Genomic DNA, 24055 nt, shown 5'->3' on the forward strand with positions numbered 1-24055 from the left:
AATCTCAAAAAGTTAACATATTGTTGTTAATTTTATTTACGTATTTTTTCCTTCTCTTCATGATCCACACCATAATCTTAGTATTTCAAAAGAAGGATCTGAATGTCTTTTACCAGTAATTGGATTATTCATTGTGAACATGGGGCATTGGAGTCAGGTTTGTGTTATTAATAAATTTACTATATTATTTTTCAAAATATAGTTTTAAAAAAATGAAAGATATTTAAAGATGAACCAAGATCTTCTTATAAAACTTGCCCATACTAAAATGCCCTTTGGTAAATATCAAGGACGTTATTTAATTGATCTACCAGAACATTATATAATATGGTATAAACAAAAAGGCTTTCCTACAGGAATTTTAGGTCAGCAACTTGAATTAGTATATGAATTAAAACTTAACGGATTAGAAGATTTAGTACGTAATATCCAACGTAATTTTCCAAAAAAATAAATATAAAATTCAAATATTCTAGTTTTTGATTACCTTTTATGTTTTTTGAATATACATCTAAAAGTATATTTATATTAGATATATAAGAGTTCTTTTTGAAAATTATGACTATTATAAAATTTAATTATGGATTCAAATTTAAAACTCTAATTTAGTTTATATTTCAAAATTAACCTTTGAATCTTGAAGTTGAATCTTGAAATTTATTTGTTTTTTGTGATTTCTAAATTGGAATTTCATTGTAAATAATTGTATTTTTGCGCGGTTTTAAACAACAATACAACAACACAACACAATGAATCAAACAAAGTATATTTTTGTTACAGGAGGGGTAACTTCTTCTTTAGGTAAAGGAATTATTGCAGCTTCATTAGCAAAATTATTGCAAGCAAGAGGGTATAGAACTACTATTCAAAAATTTGATCCTTATATTAATGTAGATCCAGGTACCTTAAATCCTTATGAACACGGCGAATGTTATGTAACTGATGATGGAGCTGAAACAGATCTAGATTTAGGCCACTATGAGCGTTTTTTAAATGTTCCTACCTCTCAGGCTAACAATGTTACCACAGGTAGAGTGTATCTATCAGTTATTGAAAAAGAAAGACGTGGTGAGTTTTTAGGCAAAACAGTACAAGTAGTGCCACACATTACAAACGAGATTAAAGAACGTATGCAACTACTAGGTAAAAGTGGTGAATACGATATCGTGATTACAGAAATAGGTGGTACAGTAGGAGATATTGAATCATTGCCATATATAGAATCAGTTCGTCAATTATTATGGGAATTAGGAGATGATAATGGTATAGTAGTACATCTTACTTTAGTACCCTTTTTATCAGCCGCAGGCGAATTAAAAACAAAACCTACGCAACACTCTGTTAAAACATTAATGGAAAGTGGAATAAAAGCAGATATACTAGTTTGTAGAACAGAACATGAATTAACTTCTGATATGCGTCAAAAATTAGCATTATTCTGTAATGTTAAGAAAGAAGCTGTAATTCAATCTATAGACGCTTCTACCATTTACGATGTGCCTAATTTAATGTTAGAAGAAGGTTTAGACCGTGTAGCTTTAAAAAAATTAGGTTTACCAGAAAAAAACACACCTGATTTAAAGCAATGGAACGAGTTTTTACATCGTTTAAAAAATCCTAAACATCAGGTAAATATTGGTTTAGTAGGTAAGTATGTGGAATTACAAGATTCATACAAATCAATTTTAGAAGCTTTTATTCATGCAGGAGCGAAGAATGAAACTAAAGTTAATATTATTTCAATTCATTCAGAATATTTAGATGCTAAGTCAGCAGAGACTCAATTAAAAGGTTTAGACGGAATATTAGTAGCACCAGGATTTGGTGAACGTGGTATAGAAGGAAAAATAGAAACTGTTCGATTTGCTCGCGAAAATAAAATACCATTCTTTGGGATTTGCTTAGGTATGCAAATGGCTGTTATAGAATACGGTCGTAACGTATTAGGACTAAAAGATGCTAATTCTACAGAAATGAATAAAGGAACTTCAGCTCCTGTTATTAATTTAATGGAAGAACAAAAGAGTATAACTGATAAAGGAGGAACAATGCGTTTAGGGGCATGGAAATGTCAGTTAAAAGAAGGCTCTTTAGCTCATTCTATTTACGGAATATCAGCTATTTTAGAGCGTCATCGTCATAGATATGAATTTAATGGAGATTATTTAGAAGCTATGGAAAACGCAGGTTTAAAAGCTTCAGGAGTTAATCCAGATACAGGTTTGGTAGAGGTAGTAGAATTAGAAAACCACCCATTTTTTATAGGGGTACAGTACCATCCAGAGTATAAAAGTACAGTAGCTAATCCGCATCCTATTTTTGTTAAGTTTGTGGAAGCTGCCGTTAAAAATAAAATTAATTAGTTTAAAGTAAAACGTTTAGTGTTAAGTGGTTTTTAAGCATTAAACTTTCTGAATTTTAAACGCTGAACTAAAAAGGAAATGGAAGAAAAAAAGTTAGACCTTAATTCGATTATCGGATTTACGTTAATTTTCGGTATCATGATGTGGATCATGTATAAAAATCAACCCACTCAGGCCGAAATTGATGCTGAAAAAGCTAAAAAAGAAAAAGTAGTAAAAGCTAAACAAGCAGTACTTGCTAAAACAGTAGATTTAGCTGCTATAAAGGGTGATTCTACTCAAGTAACAGCAGCTTTGAAAGCAAAATTAGGAAGTTTTGCTTATTCAGCAACTTTACCTTCAGCTAAGGAAGAAGTTACAACCTTGGAAAACGAATTAGTAATTTTAAAAATTGCTAATAAAGGAGGATATATAGTAGATGCTACTTTGAAAAACTTTAAGTCGATAGATGAAAAAGGACCGTTAGTGCAATTAATAAAAAATAATAATGCACAACTTAATCTAGCTTTTCAAACTAAAGATGGAAAAAGTTTAAATACAAAAGATTTGTTTTTTGAACCTGTTTTAACCAAAGAAGGAGTTAATCAAGTACTTTCAATGCGTTTAAAAACAGCTCAGGATGCTTACTTAGAATATAAGTATGTTTTAAAACCAAATGATTATATGTTAGATTTTGATGTACACTCAAAAGGCTTAGCTACTGTGTTTAATACATCAACTCCAGCAAGTTTAATTTGGAATTTAAAAACATATCGTAACGAAAAAAGTGTAAGTTATGAAAATCGTTATACAGAAGTAGTATACGAACACGAATCAGGAAAAGATAATTATTTAAATCAATCGGATGAAGAAGAAGAAATTTCTGATTTAACTTATGTAGCTTTTAAACAACATTTCTTTTCATCTATTTTATTAACTAAAACCCCTATTAAAACAGCTAAATTATCAACTCAAAATTTAGTGAAGGATGCTGCGGTAGATACTACTTTTACTAAAAAATTTGGAGCAGTATTACCATTAGCTTATACTAATGGCGAGTTAGATTATAAAATGAATTGGTACTATGGACCTTCAGATTATAAAATTTTAAATGCTTATGATCGTAATTTAGACGAAATTATTCCATTAGGTTGGGGGATTTTCGGATGGATTAATAAGTTTGTCTTTGTCCCTTTATTTGGATTAATGAGTACTTTTTTACCTTATGGGATAGCAATTATCTTATTTACAGTATTGATTAAATTGACTATGTCTCCATTTACTTATAAATCATTCTTATCACAGGCTAAGATGAAAGTATTACGTCCAGAGATGAACGAAATAAATGAAAAGTTTTCAAATGATCCAATGAAAAAGCAGCAGGAAACAATGAAACTCTATAATAAAGCAGGTGTAAATCCTATGGCAGGTTGTATTCCAGCTTTAATACAGTTACCTTTCATGTACGCATCATTCCAGTTCTTCCCATCAGCTATTCAATTAAGACAACAAGGTTTTTTATGGGCTAAAGATTTATCATCATATGACTTAATAGCTAAGTTACCATTTAATGTCCCTTTATATGGAGATCATATTAGTTTATTCCCTATTTTGGCAGCTATAGCTATTTTCTTTTATATGAAATACACAACGGGAGATCAAGCTATGTCTGCACCGCCACAAGAAGGTATGCCAGATATGGCAGGTATCATGAAGATGATGATTTGGATTTCGCCTATTATGATGCTAATCTTCTTTAATAATTATGGTTCAGGTTTAAGTTTATATAACTTATTTTCTAACTTAATGACTTTAGGACTCATGTTTTATATTAAAAAATTCTTAGTAGATGATGCAAAAATTCATGCACAAATACAAGAAAACAAACAAAAAGAGCCTAAAAAACCTGGTAAGTTCCAACAAAAATTACAAGAAGCTATGGAACAAGCTCAAAGACAACAAGAAGAAAAGAAAAGAAAGTAAAAATAGAATTTATACATAAAATCAAAGGGAGCATTTAGCTCTCTTTTGATTTTTAAATAAGTTTAGAAATCTATATTCTGAATGAAAAACAAAGATTTACAATTACTCTTAAATACTAATAACAGAATAATTCTAAAGTTATCAATACTATTTCTATCAACTTTGATGATTCAGAATATAAAAATAAAAAGACTTTGTTTTAGAAATTGAGAGTGCAAGTGTTTTTACATCCCAATTTTTATTTCTTTTATATTTTTCTAAAATATAAAAGAAAATTATAGATGATATAACTGATAATCAATTTTTATTCTTATAAATATAAAAGTATTTGTTTAACGTAAAATTATAAGATTTAAAAAAGATGTAACAAATATTTTGTTTTGAGACTCATACAAGAATTTTAATAAAGTAAACATATAATCTAATTAGTTTTGAAATGTATAAAAAAGTAATTGCTATATCTTCACTGTCTTTTATCATGTCTAATTGTAATAATCATAAAGAAGATATAGTCAATGAGGTAGATAAAGAAGGATCTATTGAAACAGAAATGACCATAGAGCATATGACTGATGAAAAAGATCTTGTGATAACTAAACATAAGGTTTGGATTAAAGGAACCTTACTTAAAGAAGTAATTCATAAAGATACAATATCAGCATTAGGAGAATATGAAGAAGAAGATGAGAATGGAGAAAAAATGAAGGGAAAAAAAGAATATGAAATATATTTTACCGCAAAATAAATGAAAAAGACAAGTATTATTAATTTAGTATTAGTGGCAACGATTACAGCTGCCTGTGGCAAAAAGAAGAAGATTGGGAAGGAGGAGGATCTGATAGAAAAGTTTATTTACGTTCAGATACAACTGCTGCTTATACTAAAACGGAATATCATCATTATAACGGTGGATCTTATTATGCCTTTAGACCTTATAGTACTTCAAAAGGTACCAATAATTATTCAAAAAGAACAGGCTATTATTCAGATGCAATTCATTCTACTTCAAATACAGGATATAATAGTAGTAAATCAAGTATAAGTCGAGGTGGTTTTGGTCATTCCAGTTTTCATGTCTCATCATAAAAAGTAAACTTTAAATTTAGATTTATATGAATCTATTTATCTCTAAATTTTTAAAATAATTACTGATATAATTATTAAAATATAACTAAACTAGAATGAATAGAATAGCAATTATTCCAAGAACTGATTGGAAAATTAAGGTAGAACAAGTTGGTTTTGATTTTCATTCTATAGGAGAAAAATATTGGGATGAATCAGTGTTTTATGAATTCTCTATAGATGAAATTACAAACATTGAAAAAGCTACCACTCAGTTATGGGAAATGTGCTTACACGCTGTTGAATATGTAATTGAAAATAATTTATTTCATAAATTCCATATTCCCAATTGGTTTATACCTCATATAAAAAGACATGGGAAAATGAGGATCCTTCTATTTATGGACGTTTTGATTTTTGTTATAAAAATGGCAAGCTAAAATTGTTAGAGTTTAATGCTGATACACCTACATCCTTATTTGAAGCTAGCATTGTACAATGGTTTTGGTTACAAGAATGTTATCCATATTGTGATCAATTTAATTCTATTCATGAAAAACTAATTGATTATTGGGCATATCTAAAACCCTATTTAAAAGGTTCAAAATTACATTTTGTCAGTATTCATGATTCATTAGAAGATATTACTACAGTACGTTATTTACAAGACTGTGCAATACAAGCTGGATTAGATACTCATTATACTACTATAGATAAATTAGGATGGGATAACTATAATCAAATTTTTGTAGATGATAAAGATAATAGTATCGCCTCTATTTTTAAATTATATCCTTACGAATGGATGGTTAATGAAGAGTTTGGGAAAAATATCATATTAGATAAAAATGAAACGTTTTGGATTGAGCCTAGTTGGAAAATGATTTTATCAAACAAAGCATTACTTCCTATTTTGTGGGAATTATATCCGAATCATGAATTCCTATTAGCTTCTTATTTTGATTCACCTAAAGATTTAACTTCTTGGTGTGAAAAACCAATTTTATCTAGAGAAGGGGCTAATATAAAAATAGTAAAAGAAGGAGTATTATTAGCCAGTACAAAAGGCGAATATGGAGAAGAAGGTTTTATTTATCAAGAATTAGCTGAATTACCTAATTTTCAGGATAATTATCCTTTAATAGGAAGTTGGGTTATAGGACAAGAACCAGCTGGTATCGGAATAAGAGAATCAAAATCTTTGATAACAGATAATACTTCTCATTTTGTACCTCATTTAATAAGATAAATTTAAACGATAAAAAGCTAAAAAGGGTTGCTTGAAATTATCAGTAATGTTCTATTTGGTAGCATGTTATTTTATATAAATCAGGCGGCTTCTTTTTTAAAATTTATTTTTAAATGAATTTTTAGTTTTAGGATAAGTAATAGAAAACAAAGTTTATAATTACCATTTTTAAAATTCAATACAACTTCAAAATGTAGCATTTTAAGCATAGATATATTTTCTGTTCTATTTTTATTTAGCTTGTATATTTTGTTTAGTATTTTGTAAGTTGATTCATTTAATCTTTTGAAAGAGCATTGTTTTTTTGAAAAAATGTTGAAACATAGAGTTTTGAAGTTCTCTTTTTGAACTAAAATTTCATCAATATATTCAAAATTATATTTTCTAGCCATTTGTACCCAAATGTCTAAATCTTCAAAAGCAAGAGTTTCATCATAGCCTCCCAAAGACCTTAAAATATCAGTTTTTATCATAGAAGAAACAGAGCACATTTTTTCTTTCCATCCTATAAGTGAAAGATAAATATCACCAGAAGGCGGTTTATTAATTGCTTTCTTATATTTATTAATAGGATAATAATATCCTAAATGATTGTCTTTTTCATCAATCATTTCTAAATTTCCATAAACTAATCCTAAATTTTCGTACGTTGTATTTAAGAAAGTTTTTATTTGTTTTTCAACACAATCTAAACTTAAAATATCATCAGCTGCTAAGTCTATAATATATTCTCCTTTAGCTTGCTTAAAAAGGTTGTTAAAAGTTTTAGTATTTCCTAGGTTAACTTTATTCGCAATAAAGAAAACATCTGGATATTTTTCTATCCATTTTCTAATTACATCTACTGAATTATCATCACTAGCATCGTCAGCTATAAGTAATTCAATATTTTTATAGGATTGTTTAATGACAGAATTTAATGTTTTTTCTACATACTGAGCATGATTATAACAAAGACATATAATAGTAACAAGAGGGGGTTGTTTCATGATTAAGTATTGACTTTAATTTGATAAAAAAGATTTTCTTCCCTTTAATGCAATATTTAGTAAATTATAAATATTGCTAACATTTATTTTTTTATCTTTTAGATCGTATCCTATTTTGATGATTATGAAAAGATAAAACCAGTATTTAAAAATTCTTGTATAAATAGCCCCAAAGTAAAAATATTTTTCATTAATAGATAATTTATCATAACTATTATCCTCTTCATGATACACTAAAATTTCAGGGATAAAAGTAAAATGACACCCTTTATTCTTTAAATCCATCAAGAAAATGGGTTCTTCGCCTAGTTTATAAATAGCATTAATGCCAAAATTTTCATCAAAAAGTAAAAAATTACCACGTTCTTTTATTTTTTCAAGATTCATTGTAATTTCTATAGTCCCGAAAGATAGAATTTTTAGTATTCCTAAGTTTGAAATTTTTCTAGTAGAATATTTTTTTAGACTCGTAGTACTGTTTTTATTCGCTTTGAAAAAAATCACTTCGGTATTATTTTCTGAGTAAGCTTTTACTAAAATTTTAATAAAATTTTCTGGATAGACAATATCATCATCTGCAAATACAATTATTTTACCAATAGCATTTTCTAAAGCTATATTTCTATTTTTTGAAGAGCCTAAAGTCTTTGAATTGATAATACGAATATTCTTAAAGTCAGAATTTAATTTTAAATCTTCGGAAGAGTATTGGTTTACAATAAGGATTTTATACTCATTTTTTGGAAAATCAGGAAACATTTTATAAAGAAAATCTAATGATTTACGATTTACTGTAGAAACGAGTATTTCAATATCACCTATATACATTTTTTTGGATCTTCAAATTTTGATAAAAATAACTAGAAATTTCTTTTATTTTTGATAAATAATAAATTTACAATTATATAAACATTTTCATGAATATTAAAATTATTCAAGTTCCTAAAATAGAAGATTACAGAGGAAACCTAGGAGTTATAGAAGGAAATACTATTCCGTTTGAAATAAAAAGAGTTTATTATCTTTTTGATGTGCCTAGCAATGCTAGTAGGGGGAGGACATGCACATAAAGCGCAGTTAGAATTATTAATTGCTATTTCTGGTAGTTTTGATGTATTGTTAGATAATGGAATAGAAAAAAAAATAGTAACACTGAATAAGCCTGATAAAGGATTATTAATTCCAACCTATATGTGGCGTGAATTAGATAATTTTTCATCAGGAGCTGTATGTTTAGTAATTTCATCAGGCGTATTTGATGAATCAGATTATATTAGAGAGTACGATGATTTTCTTAAGAGTTGTAAATACTAAAGTCAATACCTTTTCTACGCAAATTTCTTTTAAAGTTTAATAATAAAACTAAAATTACCCTAGGGAGTTTAAATAATATTTTATACATCGTATTCATATTATTTAAGTCAATAGAATTAAAATATTCATAAGCCTTTATTGAATTACCAGCTATTTTAAAATGTAATCCATATTCTTTTCTGTAAGTATCTAAAAATTTTTTTAAAGAAGAATTAGAATTTTCATATATCTTAAATTGATTAAAATCGCATAATGTCTTCTGGGTTATTAATGTTTTAGATAATTGATTTTCAATATTAAAATTATATTCAATAGTATATTTATTAGTGATAGCAACAGGATAGTGTATACCAATTTGTGTGAAAAGTTCTAAATCTTGATCACAGTTAACATTTATATTATAATGATATCCTAAATTAAAGATTTCTTTTGGGATGCAAACAGCAGAAGTAAGACTGATTCTATGAATTAAACTAGATTCAAAATAATCAGGTACAATTCCACAAAAAACCTTATTTACAGGATCAGGAAATTCAATTGGGATTACTTTTGTAGAATTAATTCTCATATAATAGCGGCTACAATATAATCCACAATTAGGCGTATTTTGGTAAAGATGATATAGTTCTGCTAAGTGATTATCAAACCAAATGTCATCAGCATCTAAAAAAGCAACTAAGGTTCCTGATGCTTTTTTTATTCCATAGTTTCTTGCACTTGATACACCTTTATTGACTTGGTGAAATAATTTGATTCGAGAATCTATAATACTGTTAACTATTTTTATACTATTATCTGTACTTCCATCATTAATAATAATAATCTCAAAATCTTGAAAAGATTGAGCTAATACCTTTTGAAGGGTATTTTTTATATACAATTCTTTATTGTACAAAGGAATTATGACAGAAAAAAAAGGCATATCTTTAATTATTTAATTTAGAATAAAACTAAAACAAGCCATGATGTACTTTTAAAAAATTAATCTAAATTGTTTACATCTTGATCTGTATCGCTATAAAAAAGTTTACAAAAATAACCAAGTCTATATAAATCAAATATATGCAAAGATGGTTTTTTAGAAATTAAAATTTTAATTAAGATTTTATGATACAGAAGATGTAAATTGTATAGTAAATAATCCAGCTTTAAATAACTCAATTGTAAGTATAATTTAGAAATTGAAGTATCTTCATAGGAAATAATTTTTTGTTCAATTAAAAATTTTAAATTTTTAAGAGAAGAATGATGCTTTTTGATAAACAAGATAGAATTATCAATTCCCAAATGGTAAACAGGATTTTCAATATGATTAATTTTATAACCATGATCTTTACAGTTTTTTATAAAGACCAAATCTTCAAATCCGTATTCTCTAATGGTTTCATTAAATGAAATGAAATTAAAAAGAGCTCTTTTAATCATTAAATTAGACGTTAATGTGTGTTTATAAGGTCTTTTTAATCTAATTTTTAAATCTGTCTCTTCTCTTTTTTACCAAATAACCATCGTAGTCTTTTATTATAATCAGGAGGAGTATTTGTATATTTTATACCTCCGTATATTATCATATAATTATTTTTGTTTAATTCTTTGATATAATTTTTAATAAAATTAGAGTTACTTGGAAAAGTGTCTGCATCTAAAAATAGAAGAGTTTCATATTTTGCAATTTTTGCTAATCTATTTCGAATAGCACTTCGTCCTATGTTTTGTTCTAAATTTATATATTGAACAGTAGGTATATCTTTTAATTTATTATTTTCTAAAAGTATTTGATTATTATTAGAAGCATCATCTATAACAATTATTTCATACCTAACAGTACAATAATTACACTGATTAATTAATTCAAGAACTAAATTAACAATATTATAATTGTATGTTGGGATTAAAATTGATATCATCTAATTTTATAACTCTGTATAAAGGTTGTATTCTCTTAATAAAGCAATAGTAATTTATACTTGAAAAATTAATAGAAATACAAATGCTTAGTAAATATTTTAAATAATATAAAAAACAAAGATATACTTTTTAAATAATTCTGAAATATATTGCTGAAATAGCTATGTTTTATATAGATGATTTATGACCAGATTATTTAGTAAATAAAATATAAAATTGTTTTTCTGATGAAAACGAAATGTAGTTAAAAAAACAAAGAGTTTAACTGTATTACAACTCAAATGATAAAATACTATTCCTTTAATGAAGAAATAATTTATACATTTCAATATAAAAAGAGTTAGTATTATATAAAAAATTATTGATGATGATACGGTTCATTACGTAAAATAGTAAATCCTCTATAGATCTGTTCTATAAAGAATAAACGAACCATTTGATGAGAAAAAGTCATAGCAGAAAGAGATATTTTTCCATTTGCCTTATTGTAAACAGCATCACTAAAACCATAAGGTCCTCCAATAACAAAAACTAAAGTTTTAATTCCAGAATTCATCTTTTTTTGAAGCTCTTCTGCAAATCCTACGCTAGTAAAAGATTTTCCGTTTTCATCTAAAAGAATTAGTTGGTCTGTAGCGGTTAGTTTGTTTAAAATTAATTCGCCTTCTTTTTCTTTCTGTTGTGCTTCAGATAGATTTTTAGCATTTTTTATATCAGCTATAATTTCTAAATCAAATTTTACATAAAAAGACAAACGTTTTATATAATCGTCTATAAGTGTTTGTAAGTTTTTATTATCTGTTTTACCAATAGCTATTAATTTGATGTTCATAAGAAAAGTTAGAAATTATGAGAGCAAAAATACAAAGCAATTTTAAATTCTGCTGTTGAATTGTTATTTTTGCACCACAACACAACAAATTATATGTATAAACAACTTATTCGTCCGTTACTTTTTAAATTTGATCCAGAAGAAGTACATTATTTTACTTTTAGTACAATTCGTTTATTAAATAAAATACCAGGAATTTCTTTTTAATAAAAAAGAAGTTTCAAATACAAGATAAGCGTTTAGAAAGAGAAGTTTTTGGATTAAAATTTAAGAATCCTGTAGGACTTGCAGCTGGTTTTGATAAAGATGCTAAATTATTTAACGAATTATCTGATTTCGGATTTGGCTTTATAGAAATAGGTACATTAACACCTAAAGCACAAGAAGGAAATCCTAAAAAAAGATTATTCCGATTGTTAGAAGATTCGGCTATTATTAATCGTATGGGATTCAACAATGGAGGGGTAGAAGCTGCTGTTCATCGTTTAAAGAAAAATAAAGGAGTACTTATAGGAGGTAATATTGGAAAAAATAAAATTACGCCTAATGAAAATGCGGTAGATGATTACAAAATATGTTTTGAAGCACTATATGATTATGTAGATTATTTTGTAGTAAATGTAAGCTCTCCTAATACACCTGGTTTACGTGAATTACAAGATAAAGAACCTTTAACAAATTTGTTAAAATCACTTCAAGAACTTAATTTTAAAAAATATGTAGGAGTAGAAGGTATGCAAGGTGAAGTAAAACCTATTTTATTAAAAATTGCACCTGATTTAACAAATGAGCAATTATTAGATATTATTGATATAGTGAAAGATTCCAAAATTGCAGGAGTTATAGCTACTAATACTACAATTTCAAGAGATGGATTGCAATCAGTAAATAAAAATGAAATAGGAGGCCTTTCAGGAAAACCTTTAACAGAACGATCTACAGAAGTAATCCGTTTTTTATCAGAAAAAAGTAATAAAGCATTTCCTATCATTGGAGTAGGAGGTATTCATACCGTAAAGGATGCAATTGATAAGTTAAATGCAGGAGCTAGCTTAGTGCAATTATATACAGGCTTTATATACGAAGGACCTGCTTTAATTAAAGGAATTAATAAAAAAATATTAGAACAAGCCTAATTTTAGATAAAAACTCTCATGAATGCCGAAAAAATTAAGTTAATCGAATGTCCTCGTGATGCAATGCAAGGCATAAAAGACTTTATACCAACTCATAAAAAGATACAATATATACAATCATTATTACGCGTTGGTTTTGATACGATTGATTTTGGAAGTTTTGTATCTGCTAAAGCAATTCCACAAATGCAAGACACAGCTGAAGTTTTGGCTAAACTAGATTTGTCTACTACGCAGAGTAAATTATTAGCTATAGTAGCTAATACACAAGGAGCTCAAAATGCGGCACAATATAAAGAAATTAATTATTTAGGATTTCCTTTCTCTATTTCTGAAAATTTTCAAATGCGTAATACCCATAAAACTATAGCTGAAGCATTAGTTACATTACAAGAAATAATGAATATAGCAGAACAATCAAACAAAGAACTTGTTACTTATATATCTATGGGATTTGGAAACCCTTATGGAGATCCTTGGAATGTAGAAATAGTTGGAGAATGGACTGAAAAATTAGCTTCTATGGGGGTAAAAATCTTATCTTTATCTGATACAATAGGTTCTTCTACTCCTGATGTTATTGAATATTTATTTTCAAATCTTATTCCTAAATACCCAAATATTGAATTTGGAGCCCATTTACATACCACCCCTGATAAATGGTTTGAAAAGGTAGATAGTGCTTATAAAGCAGGTTGTAGACGATTTGATGGAGCTATAAAAGGATATGGAGGATGTCCAATGGCTACCAATAAATTGACAGGAAATATGCCTACTGAAAAAATGTTATCTTATTTTACAACTCAAAGAACAAATCATAATTTAAGTGCTATGAGTTTTGAAAGTGCTTATAATGAAGCATTAAAAATTTTTAATTTTTACCATTAATTTAGATCATAAATTTATTTAAAAATAATCTAAATAAACTTTGTTTTATTTAGAATCAGTCTTTATATTTGTAGTCTCTTATTTTTAAATGATCTAAATAAAATATTAAAATGAACTTCAATAAATTACTATTAGCCTCTTTACCCGTATTTTCTTTAGTAGTTACGTCATGTTCTCAGAACGAGCAAGTTATAACAGATACTACATCATATGTTACGCCAGCTACTTATACTTTTAATCGTAATGGTGTTACTACAATTGATCTTAGTGGTCAAAAGTCTAGAATTTTAATGCTTCAGGAAATTGCAGATTATGTAAAAAATCAAGGAGCTAATGGACTTGCGGTAGATAATGCCAAGTTGTTAAATATGTATGAAAATACAAATTCACCATTTGTAAATGCAGAACTTAATACAACTGTTACAAAACAATTAAAAGATAAAACAGCTGCTTCATTAGATTATTTTTCAACAAACAGTCCAGAGCAAGCTGCTGAAAGAATGTTTTTTGAAGACCAATTAAGAGCAATAGGAAATGCTGGTACTGGAGTAGCAGCTAATGGAGTGGCAGGTATTTTTGAAAAAAGATATTATTCTGCTAACGGATTAGAGCCTGTTCAAGTTGTTCTTAAAGGTTTGATGGGGGGCTTGTTTTATTGATCAAATTTGTAATCATTATTTAAGTGTAAAAAAATTAGATGCAGGTACAAATAAACAAGACAATACAGTTAAAAAACTTAAAACAGGTACAAACTATACTGAAATGGAACATTCATGGGATGAAGCTTATGGCTATATTTACGGAGCTGGTCGTGATGCGGATGGTAAGAATGCTAAGTTTTGGGATAGTTATATAGATCAGGTAAATGCAGATAAAGATTTTAATACTATAAAAGCAGATATAAATTTAGCTTTCAGAACAGGTAGAGCAGCCATCGTAAATAATGATTATGCTACTCGTGATGCTCAAATAGCTATAATTAAAGAAAAATTAGCAAAAGTAGCAGCTGTACGTGCGGTGTATTATCTAATGGAAGGTAAGAAAAATTTAGCAGGAGGGGCAGCAAAAACTTTTCACGGATTATCAGAAGCTTATGGTTTTATTAAATGTTTAAGATATAGTAATAAACAAGCAAGTAATAGCCCTTATTTTTCTAAAGTAGAAGTAGAAGCAATGCTTAAAACTTTATTAGCTGGTAAAAATGGTTTTTGGGATACTGATTATTCAAAAAATAATTTAGAAATATTAGCAAAAAACATTGCGGATAGATTTGGTTTTACAGTAGCACAAGCACAAACAGTTGATTAGTAGAATATATAAATAATAAACTAAATTATAACCAAGTATTAATAAATATTAGTACTTGGTTATATTTGCATTTATAAAGAAATTATGAAAAAGATATTTTTTGCGCTTTTTTTATCCTTACTGATAAGTTGTTCAGATGATAAAAAAATTGATGAGCCTCAAATTACTATAGGTGATAATTATGATAGAAAAGCCATGCTTACGAATTGGGCCGAAAACATTATTATTCCTGCTTATAAAAATTATCAAATAGAGGTTAATAAACTTTATGAAGACGCAAATGTTTTTAAACAAAACCCTACAATTGATAATTTAAATAAAATCAGAACTTCTTGGCTTAATTCTTATAAGTCTTACCAGCATGTTGCTATGTTTAAGATAGGAAAAGCAGAGGATCTATATTTTATTAGCCATACTAATACATATCCTATTAATAGTATTGAAATTAATAAAAATATAAATCTACAAGGATATAATCTTACTTCATTAACACAATTTGATAGACAAGGATATCCCGCTCTTGATTATATGCTTTACGGTTTAGCTGATACAGATCATTCTATTTTAATCTTTTATACAGGTCCAGATGCTCAAAAATATACAACCTACTTGACAGATCTAGTGACTGATTTAAAAAATACAGCAGATACACTATTAAATGATTGGAATACATATAAAAATACATATATATCCAATACAAACAACACTACTTCAGGTTCTGTAAATTTAACTGTAAATGCCTATATAGAATATTTTGAAAAACATATTCGATTAGGAAAAGTAGGTTATCCAGCGGGTAAATTTTCCAATGGCATTCAACCAAATAAAGTAGAAGCATACTTTAAGAAAGATATCTCTAAAATCTTATTAAATGAAGCTGTGCAAGCAAGTGCTGATTTCTTTAATGGGAAATATTTTTCTAGTGATCAAACAGGTCCCTCATTAAAAAGTTATTTAGATCATCTGAATGTGCAAAGAAATAATAAATTATTAAGTACTATTATTAATGATCAGTTTTCTTCAATACAAGTAAAAAACAATGCTCTAGATAATAATTTTGTGAATCAAATAAATACAAATAATAACAAGATGTTAGAATCTTATGATGCTATGCAACTTAATGTATCTTATTTTAAGATAGATATGTTGACAGCCCTTAATATTGCAGTAGGTTATGTTGATTCAGATGGGGATTAATATTAAATCATATTTTAAAAAAACATCATTTTCCGAAACGCTAGCTTTTTACAGGATAGCGTTTGGTTTTATGATGCTTTTTAGTATTATTCGTTTTTGGAGTTATGGATGGATAGAAAAATTATACATAACCCCAAAATATCATTTTACCTATTTTGGTTTTGAATGGATTAAACCCTTAGGAATTTATACTTATCTGATTTTTTTTATTTGTGGACTATCAGCCTTTTTTGTCGCTTTAGGATATCGTTATAAAATAGCAGCTATATCCTTCTTTCTTAGTTTTACTTATATAGAATTAATGGATAAAACAACATATTTAAACCATTATTACTTCATATCTATAATTAGTTTTATTCTGATTTTCCTTCCTGTAAATTGTAATTATTCTCTTGACGTATACTTAGATAAATTTAAATTACGGTCACACGTCTCACAATGGAATATTGATATTCTAAAATTAATGTTAGGAATAGTCTATTTTTATGCAGGATTAATAAAATTAAATTCAGACTGGTTATTAGAAGCACAACCTTTAAAAACATGGCTTCCTATGAATTCAGGTTTGCCAATTATAGGAACTTTATTACTTAAAAGTTGGGTGCATTATGGTATGAGTTGGGCAGGTGCTATTTACGATCTATCTATACCCTTTTTGTTACTCAATAAAAGAACTAGAATAATAGGATTTATATTAGTAGTAGTATTTCATATTTTTACAAAAATATTATTTCCCATAGGAGTTTTTCCTTATGTAATGATCATAAGTACTTTAATTTATTTTTCTCAAAATTTCCATAAAAAAATACTTCAAAAAACAATTGAAATATTACATATTCCTCGTTCTCGATTTGAAACAACATCTTATTCTAAAGCTACTACATCAAAATTTTCAGTGATTTTTTTGAGTCTTTTTATGTTGTTTCAATTAATTTTTCCTTTTAGATATTTGTTATATCCTCAAGAATTATTTTGGACAGAAGAAGGTTTTCGTTTTTCTTGGCGTGTAATGCTAATGGAAAAGGCAGGATATACACAATTTAAAATTGTAGATCAAACGGGAAAAGTAGCATTAGTAGATAATCACAATTTTTTAACACCCTTTCAAGAAAAACAAATGTCATTTCAACCGGATTTTATATTAGAATATGCACATATTCTAAAAAAATACTACCAAGATAATGGATTTGTAAACCCTAAAATATACGTAGAAAGTTTTGTAGCTCTTAATGGAAGATTGAGTCAACCTTATATAGATCCTACAGTAGATTTAGGATCAGAAAATGAATCGTTCAAACATAAAACATGGATTTTACCATTTAAAGATGAAATTAAAGGATTTTAAAATTATAGTACTATTATTACTAGTAACTAAAATGTTTTCGCAAAATACCATAATTGGAAAAGTTGTTTTTAATGGAGTGGGAGTTTCACAAGTTGAAATTTTAGATAAAAATTTAGGTTTAAACTATCTTTCTGATCTAAATGGAAATTTTATAATAAAAAATAATAATCCAACAAACTTAGTTTTTTATAAAGAAGGTTACGAAATCATAGAAAAAAAATTAGTACCATCAGCACAGTTACAGATTATAGAAATAGAACAATTAAAAAGATTATCGGAGGTAAAAATAGTTAGTCAACGTCAAAAAATAAGTGCTATTAGAACCTTAAAGGATGTTGAAGAAACCGCTATATATGCTGGAAAAAAAACAGAAGTAGTCGTACTAAATAATTTAACTGCTAATAAAGCAGTGAATAATGCGCGCCAAATTTTTTCACAAGTTGTAGGTATTACTATGAATGAAAGTATTGATGGTGGTTTACAACTTTCAATAGGAGGCCGTGGTTTAGACCCTAATCGAACAGCTAACTTTAATACACGTCAGAATGATTATGATATTAGTGCAGATGTTTTAGGTTATCCAGAAAGTTATTATGCTACTCCTACAGAGGCAATAGAAGAAATTCAAGTTATTAGAGGAGCTGCATCCCTTCAATATGGTACACAATTTGGAGGAATGATAAACTTTAAAATTAAAAAACCAACAGCTAAACCTCTAGAAGCTATTTCTCGTTTTACAGCCGGTTCTTTTAATACATATGCTAATTTTACTAGCTTAAGTGGAACAAAAGATAAATGGAGTTATTATACATTTTATAATTATAAAAAAGGAGATGGATTTAGACCAAATTCAAATTTTGAATCAAAAAATTATTTCGGTAATTTAAATTATAAGTTATCTGATAGAACGTCATTGCATTTAGATTATACACATTTTAATTATTTAGCTAAACAGCCTGGAGGTCTTACAAATGGAATGTTTGCTAATGATCCTTTTCAAAGTAATAGATCCCGTAACTGGTTTTCTGTAAATTGGAATCTATTTGCTTTACGATTAAAACACAAATTTCATAATGATGCTGATTTTTCATTACAATTATTCGGATTAGACGCATATAGAAAAGCATTAGGATACCGTTCTAATAGAGTTTCTAATCCAGATACCCCTAATACTGAAAGAGACTTAATCATAGGAGAGTTTAAAAATTGGGGAGTTGAGGCACGATATTTAAATAAATATACCTTATGGAATAAACGTAATGCTTTTTTAATAGGAGCTAAATATTATCAATCTAAAAATTCAGGCGTACAAGGTCCTGGAAGTTCTACTTCAGATGCAGATTTTGCTATTGCTGATGAACAATTTCCATATTATCAAAATCAATCATCTTATAGTTATCCAAATTTAAATATCTCATTATTTGGTGAAAATATTTTTAAATTAACCGATCATTTTTCAATTACACCAGGTTTTAGATATGAATATATTAAAACTCAAGCCGTAGGTTTTTTTAGAGTAATTAATAGAGATTTAGCGGGAAATATAAATATTGATAAAACAGAATTTGAAGATAGAGTTTTTGAAAGAAAATTTGCACTACTCGGCTTAGGATTTAGTTATAAACCCAAACTTGGTGTAGAATTATATGCTAATGTAACACAAAATTATCGCTCAGTAACTTTTAATGACATAAGAACAGCCAGCCCAAGTATAGTAGTAGCAGATGATATAACAGATGAAAAAGGATATGGCTCAGATATAGGAATTCGAGGAAAAATAGGAAATATACTAAGTTATGATATTAACGGATTTGGTTTATTATATGACAATAAAATTGGTGAATATAGTGCTCGTGATCCAAAAGGGTTAAAGCCAGATGTACGCTTACGCGATAATATAGGAACAGGTATGACTTATGGTCTTGAATCATTAGTTAATATCAATCTTTTAAAAATGATTTTACCTGATAACTTAAATTTTAAAATAGATGGATTTTCAAACATATCTATTACAAAATCTAAATACATAAAATCTGATATTCCTAATATAAAAGGGAATCATGTTGAATTTGTTCCTTTATATAACCTTAAATCAGGAGTAACCTTAGGGTATAAAAATCTATTAATTAGCACACAATATACTTACGTATCATCACAGTTTACAGATGCTTCTAATAGAGTTTCTGATCAAAATGATTTATCAGGTATATTTGGAGGAATTCCTTCGTATAATGTACTAGATTTATCTGCTTCATATAAATTCAATCGTTTTAAATTAGAAGCGAGTGTTAACAACTTGACAAATAATAAATATTTTACTAAAAGAGCAACAGGATATCCAGGACCAGGTATTATTCCCTCAGAACCTCGAGTATATTATTTAACTTTAGAAGTTAAGTTATAATGTAAATCAGGTTATAAATTAATTGTAGAATAGAATATTATTTTACTTTCTTTTTAATGATTATTTATTTTATATAAAAAAAAACTCCGTTTTAAACATGAAGCGGAGTTTTACTTTTTTAAGAAAAAATATAATTATAATTCTCCCTCGTGATCAAAATAGCCTTTAACTTTTATTTTAGTAGAAAAGAAATTTAAAAACAAGACCACAAAAGATAAGAAAAACATAGATTGTATACTTACTAATACTTTTCCTAACAAAGTTACAGGATGAAAATCACCATATCCTATAGAATTAGAAGTAATAAGACTAAAATAGATAGGTTCAAACCAATGTTTAAAAGGTTTATTCATCTGATGTCCCATAGCATATAATACTCCAAAACCAATAACAACTTCGGCATAATTTAAAAATAATAATAGCATAGATCGTTTATACGAACGAGGTCTTGAGAATAAATCAGAAGCAAATATTAAAGTTGGGATATAAAAAAATGTTTCTAACAGAAGATAAACCATTATACTAATTATAAAAAAATTATTTTGGTATCCATTTATTAATATAGTAAGAGGAAAAATTACCTTAGCTAATACATAAAAATCTATTGTAATATCTTCATATTCAAAATTTATCTTGTGAGCCAGTTGTTTTATATAAATTCCTGGAAAAAGTAACTGAGAAGAAGATAATAATAGACGAACAATTTTTTCAATACCACTATCATCCTGATGGTCATTATTCCATATTGAAATGATATTTAGTATGCGTTTTTTTATAGGATCCTGTTGAGGCTTATCTTTTTATGATGCCTTCCTAAAATTAGTTTTTTATTTAAAAAATTAAATGGCATAGTAAAAAGTATTATAATTTAAAAGGTGAGTATTTCTAAAATAACTCAATTTATTTAGTACCAAGATAAACGATTAATTAGAAACATTATAAGAATGTTTGTAACGCTGTAGCGTTACAAATATACGGTTTCGATATATAGCAATAAAGTATTTTATTAATTAGATTTTACTTCTTTTCATTCATTCAAAATATATAATAACAATTCAGGTATTAAAATTTACAGTTGAGTATTAATTTATTTTTTTCAAAACTATAGTTTTTCATATTTGAGCTATTAAAATAAATAGACTAATGAAAAATTTACTAAAGATTTTAATGATTTTTTATTCAATATTTTCCTTTTCTCAAATTAAAATAGAAGGAAAAGTAGTAGATAAAAAACAACATCCTATTAAAGGAGCTAATGTTTTTATAGAAGGAACTTATGATGGGAGTACTACTTTGTCAGACGGAACTTTTTATTTTGAAACAAATGAAAAAGGATTACATAATTTAATTATAAATCAGTTAGGTTTTGATCAACTAAAAGAATTAATAACAATAGAGAAGAATCAAACGAAAATCTACATGTTAAAAACAGCTGTAAATGCCTTAGATGCTGTTATGATTACAGCTGGAACAATAAAAGCAGGCGATAATAGTAAAGCATCAGCATTAAAACCATTAGATATATTAACTACAGCAGGTGCATTAGGTGATGTTGTGGGGGCTTTTCAAACAATGCCAGGCGCACAAATAAATGGAGAAAGTGGGCGCTTGTTAGTCAGAGGAGGAGAAAGTGAGGAAACACAAACATATATAGATGGAATTAGAGTGGCACAACCTTATGGTGTTACACCTAATAATTTACCTACTAGAAGTCGATTTTCACCTTTATTATTTAATGGAATGACATTTTCTACAGGAGGCTACTCTGCTGAATTTGGTGATGCTTTATCAAGTATTTTATTAATGAATACAATTAATGAACCAGAAATAGAAAAAAACAGACTTAGGCATGATGTCAGTTGGAGCATCAATAGGTCAAACTAAAAAATGGAGTAAAACTTCAGTTAGTTTTAATACCTCTTATATTAATTTAGGCCCCTATCAGTGGTTAGTCCCTCAGAAAATTCAATGGAATAAAGCCTACCAGACTTTTGGAGGTGAAAGTGTTTTTAGACAAAAAATGAATAATGGAATTTTTAAACTATACCTAGCTCTAGACTATTCCTCATTTGATTTAAATCAAATTCAAACAGGAACATTAATTTCTAAGAGAATTAACAATCAAAATAATAATTTATATATTAATTCCTTTTATAAAATAAAATTTGCTAATGGATGGGCATTTAATGCAGGAGGTAGCTTAGGTAGAAATAAAGTAGAAATAGAATTAAATCAAGATAATTTAAATACGAAAGAATTAGCAACTCATTTAAAATTAAAAATAGATAAAAAGTTTTCGAATCTATTTAGTTTATCTTTTGGTGGCGATCATCTTTATACTCATCTTGATGAACAGTATATCGTTAAAAATACAACCTCATATATATTAGGTTATAAAAGTCAAATAGGAGCATTATTTGCAGAATCAGATTTATACTTATCAAATGATTTTGCACTAAAGTTAGGAGCTCGTTTTATGTATAATGACTTATTGAACAAAAAAGTATTAGAACCAAGAGTCTCATTAGCATATAAAGTTTCTAATAATAGTCAGTTTTCATTAGCATATGGTGATTTTCATCAAACTCCTAAACAAGAATATTTAAAATATAATACCTCATTAAATTTTGAAAAAGCACAACATTATATTATAAATTATTTGTATACAGCTAATAAAAGAACATTACGAGCTGAATTTTATTTCAAAAAATACCAGGATCTTATAAAGTATAATACAATACAACCTTTGTATAATTCAATTTTTACAAATGATGGCTATGGATATGCTAAAGGATTTGACCTCTTTTGGAGAGATAATAGTACATTTAAGAAAGTAGAATATTGGTTGACTTATAGTTATATTGATAGTAAACGTGATTTTAAAAATTATTCATATGCTGTTACTCCAAGTTTTATAGCTAATCATACCTTATCATTAGTAGGAAAATATTGGATAGAAAATTGGAAATCACAAGTAAGTATAACAAACAGTTTTGCAACAGGAAGATCTTATAATAATCCAAATGAAATTCAATTTATGAATGGAAGGACTAAATCTTATAACAATTTAAGTCTTAGTTGGGCTTATTTATTAACCACTCAAAAAATACTTTATTTTTCAGTTTCCAATGTTTTAGGACGTGACAATATTTTTGGTTATCAATACGCTTCACATCCTGATTTAAATGGCATTTATCAAAGAGATACTATTCGTCAACCAGCTGATCGTTTTTTCTTTATTGGTTTCTTTTGGACTTTAAGTAAGGATAAAAAAAGAACCAATTGGATAATTTGTGATTTACTTAATTATATAATATAAATAGTGATTTTTTGACTTTTATTAATAAAATACAATTCATCTATTAAAAATTACAGTTCAGTCATCATGAATTTTTTTAGCGTAATTGATGAAGTAATTTTGAAATAGAAAATAAAATTATTTAGAAACATTTAAAACTTTAACAACTATGGTACGTTTTTTAACATTTTTAGCAATTCTAATTAGTTCAACAATTTTTGCTCAAGAAGGAAAATTTGAACAAGGTATGGGAAAAGCATTAGCTAATTGGAAAGAAGGAAAAATAATGGAAGCTTCAGCTATTTTTGAGCGTATAGCATCAGCTGAAAAAAAACAATGGTTACCAGATTATTATATAGCTCTCATTAATTGTACAGAAGCATTTAACCCTCTAAATAAAGAACAAGTAACAGTTCTCATAGATAAGGCACAATTAGCATTAGAATCTGCTAAAATAAAAAATAATAAAAGTGAAGAAATCAATATTTTACAAGCATTAATTTATACTGTAACTTTAATTCAGGATCCTATAAATAATTCTATAAAATATTCTCCTTTAGTTATGACAGAATATCAAAAAGCATTAGCTATTAATCCTAATAATCCAAGAGCTGTTTTTGGAAAAGCAGAATTTGAATTAGGAAGTGCTAAATGGACAGGGATAGATACAAAACCATTGTGTGCAGAAATTTATCGTTCATTAGAACTTTTTACTAATTTTAAACCAGAATCATCTTTTCATCCTAAATGGGGATTTGAACGAGCTAAACAAGTTGCAGCTACTTGTAAATAATAGA

The 24055-nt window shown here is 27.3% G+C and carries 21 protein-coding genes and 3 pseudogenes; 17 read left to right on the plus strand and 7 right to left on the minus strand.

From position 1 onward, the window contains the following. Positions 1–229: 229 nt before the first annotated feature. The 6 genes and pseudogenes from JJC03_RS13825 to JJC03_RS13850 all read left to right on the plus strand — a co-directional run bounded on the left by JJC03_RS13825 (position 230) and on the right by JJC03_RS13850 (position 6639). Positions 230–454: a DUF3820 family protein gene (locus JJC03_RS13825; RefSeq protein ID WP_088398603.1), complete on the plus strand. Its 225-nt coding sequence runs from the start codon at positions 230–232 to the stop codon at positions 452–454. Positions 455–749: 295 nt separating this feature from the next. Beyond that, positions 750–2363 carry a CTP synthase gene (gene pyrG, locus JJC03_RS13830; RefSeq protein WP_088398604.1) on the plus strand — a complete coding sequence of 538 codons (1614 nt, stop codon included), beginning with the start codon at positions 750–752 and terminating at the stop codon, positions 2361–2363. A 78-nt stretch (positions 2364–2441) separates the two neighbouring features. After that, complete coding sequence (gene yidC / locus JJC03_RS13835; RefSeq protein ID WP_103715342.1) at positions 2442–4325, plus strand: membrane protein insertase YidC; 1884 nt, start codon at positions 2442–2444, stop codon at positions 4323–4325. A gap of 478 nt (positions 4326–4803) precedes the next feature. Next, entirely contained in the window at positions 4804–5070 is a 267-nt protein-coding gene (locus JJC03_RS13840) for a hypothetical protein (RefSeq protein ID WP_235873499.1), read from the plus strand. Beyond that, positions 5071–5367, plus strand: coding sequence for a hypothetical protein (locus JJC03_RS13845; RefSeq protein ID WP_235873500.1), 297 nt, complete (start codon positions 5071–5073; stop codon positions 5365–5367). It begins immediately after the preceding gene. A gap of 139 nt (positions 5368–5506) precedes the next feature. Then, positions 5507–6639, plus strand: a pseudogene (locus JJC03_RS13850) (glutathionylspermidine synthase family protein). Positions 6640–6719: 80 nt separating this feature from the next. Here JJC03_RS13850 and JJC03_RS13855 read toward each other — a convergent pair. Together JJC03_RS13855 and JJC03_RS13860 are read right to left on the minus strand one after the other, a co-directional pair. After that, entirely contained in the window at positions 6720–7628 is a 909-nt protein-coding gene (locus tag JJC03_RS13855; protein ID WP_235873501.1) for a glycosyltransferase family 2 protein, read from the minus strand. 15 nt (positions 7629–7643) lie between these two features. Then, on the minus strand, positions 7644–8456 hold the full coding sequence (locus JJC03_RS13860; RefSeq protein WP_088400683.1) for a glycosyltransferase family 2 protein: 813 nt from the start codon (positions 8454–8456) through the stop codon (positions 7644–7646). An 89-nt stretch (positions 8457–8545) separates the two neighbouring features. Between JJC03_RS13860 and JJC03_RS13865 the strand changes: the two are divergent. Further along, positions 8546–8942 (plus strand): annotated as a pseudogene (locus tag JJC03_RS13865) (sugar 3,4-ketoisomerase). Here JJC03_RS13865 and JJC03_RS13870 read toward each other — a convergent pair. The 4 genes from JJC03_RS13870 to rlmH form a co-directional block, all read right to left on the minus strand. Continuing rightward, on the minus strand, positions 8923–9864 hold the full coding sequence (locus tag JJC03_RS13870) for a glycosyltransferase family 2 protein (protein WP_088400687.1): 942 nt from the start codon (positions 9862–9864) through the stop codon (positions 8923–8925). The pseudogene JJC03_RS13865 and the gene JJC03_RS13870 overlap by 20 nt on opposite strands. A 59-nt stretch (positions 9865–9923) precedes the next feature. Then, on the minus strand, positions 9924–10367 hold the full coding sequence (locus JJC03_RS13875; RefSeq protein WP_235873502.1) for a hypothetical protein: 444 nt from the start codon (positions 10365–10367) through the stop codon (positions 9924–9926). A gap of 47 nt (positions 10368–10414) precedes the next feature. Beyond that, on the minus strand, positions 10415–10849 hold the full coding sequence (locus JJC03_RS13880) for a glycosyltransferase family 2 protein (protein ID WP_235873503.1): 435 nt from the start codon (positions 10847–10849) through the stop codon (positions 10415–10417). Between the two features lie 359 nt (positions 10850–11208). Continuing rightward, a complete protein-coding gene (rlmH, locus tag JJC03_RS13885; RefSeq protein WP_088400691.1) occupies positions 11209–11682 on the minus strand; it encodes a 23S rRNA (pseudouridine(1915)-N(3))-methyltransferase RlmH in 474 nt (157 codons plus the stop codon). Positions 11683–11775: 93 nt separating this feature from the next. On the opposite strand from rlmH, the pseudogene JJC03_RS13890 reads away from it, so the two are divergent. The 7 genes and pseudogenes from JJC03_RS13890 (at position 11776) to JJC03_RS13915 (ending at position 19960) form a co-directional block, all read left to right on the plus strand. Continuing rightward, positions 11776–12818, plus strand: a pseudogene (locus JJC03_RS13890) (quinone-dependent dihydroorotate dehydrogenase). Positions 12819–12836: 18 nt separating this feature from the next. Then, on the plus strand, positions 12837–13706 hold the full coding sequence (locus tag JJC03_RS13895) for a hydroxymethylglutaryl-CoA lyase-like TIM-barrel protein (RefSeq protein WP_235873504.1): 870 nt from the start codon (positions 12837–12839) through the stop codon (positions 13704–13706). 110 nt (positions 13707–13816) lie between these two features. After that, on the plus strand, positions 13817–14365 hold the full coding sequence (locus tag JJC03_RS18190; RefSeq protein ID WP_258931932.1) for a DUF4856 domain-containing protein: 549 nt from the start codon (positions 13817–13819) through the stop codon (positions 14363–14365). A 4-nt stretch (positions 14366–14369) separates the two neighbouring features. Beyond that, complete coding sequence (locus JJC03_RS18195) at positions 14370–15014, plus strand: DUF4856 domain-containing protein (protein ID WP_258932628.1); 645 nt, start codon at positions 14370–14372, stop codon at positions 15012–15014. Between the two features lie 84 nt (positions 15015–15098). Next, on the plus strand, positions 15099–16211 hold the full coding sequence (locus JJC03_RS13905) for an imelysin family protein (RefSeq protein WP_235873505.1): 1113 nt from the start codon (positions 15099–15101) through the stop codon (positions 16209–16211). Further along, positions 16201–17556, plus strand: coding sequence for an HTTM domain-containing protein (locus tag JJC03_RS13910; protein WP_235873506.1), 1356 nt, complete (start codon positions 16201–16203; stop codon positions 17554–17556). The genes JJC03_RS13905 and JJC03_RS13910 overlap by 11 nt, the downstream gene beginning before the upstream one ends. Further along, positions 17537–19960, plus strand: a complete 2424-nt coding sequence (locus JJC03_RS13915; RefSeq protein WP_088400711.1) for a TonB-dependent receptor family protein — start codon at positions 17537–17539, stop codon at positions 19958–19960. Before JJC03_RS13910 ends, JJC03_RS13915 begins: the two co-directional genes overlap by 20 nt. Before the next feature lie 134 nt (positions 19961–20094). Here the strand turns inward: JJC03_RS13915 and JJC03_RS18200 are convergent, their stop codons facing one another. After that, positions 20095–20478, minus strand: coding sequence for a potassium channel family protein (locus JJC03_RS18200; RefSeq protein ID WP_258931933.1), 384 nt, complete (start codon positions 20476–20478; stop codon positions 20095–20097). Positions 20479–21103: 625 nt separating this feature from the next. Between JJC03_RS18200 and JJC03_RS18925 the strand changes: the two genes are divergently transcribed. From JJC03_RS18925 to JJC03_RS13930, 3 genes are all read left to right on the plus strand, one after another. Continuing rightward, positions 21104–21844: a carboxypeptidase-like regulatory domain-containing protein gene (locus JJC03_RS18925; protein ID WP_309597669.1), complete on the plus strand. Its 741-nt coding sequence runs from the start codon at positions 21104–21106 to the stop codon at positions 21842–21844. Next, on the plus strand, positions 21810–23279 hold the full coding sequence (locus JJC03_RS18930; RefSeq protein WP_309597670.1) for a TonB-dependent receptor plug domain-containing protein: 1470 nt from the start codon (positions 21810–21812) through the stop codon (positions 23277–23279). Before JJC03_RS18925 ends, JJC03_RS18930 begins: the two co-directional genes overlap by 35 nt. Positions 23280–23427: 148 nt before the next feature. Further along, a complete protein-coding gene (locus JJC03_RS13930; RefSeq protein ID WP_235873507.1) occupies positions 23428–24051 on the plus strand; it encodes a hypothetical protein in 624 nt (207 codons plus the stop codon). Positions 24052–24055 lie beyond the last annotated feature (4 nt).

Origin of the sequence: Flavobacterium oreochromis, from assembly GCF_019565455.1 — a bacterium.
Classification (GTDB): domain Bacteria; phylum Bacteroidota; class Bacteroidia; order Flavobacteriales; family Flavobacteriaceae; genus Flavobacterium; species Flavobacterium oreochromis.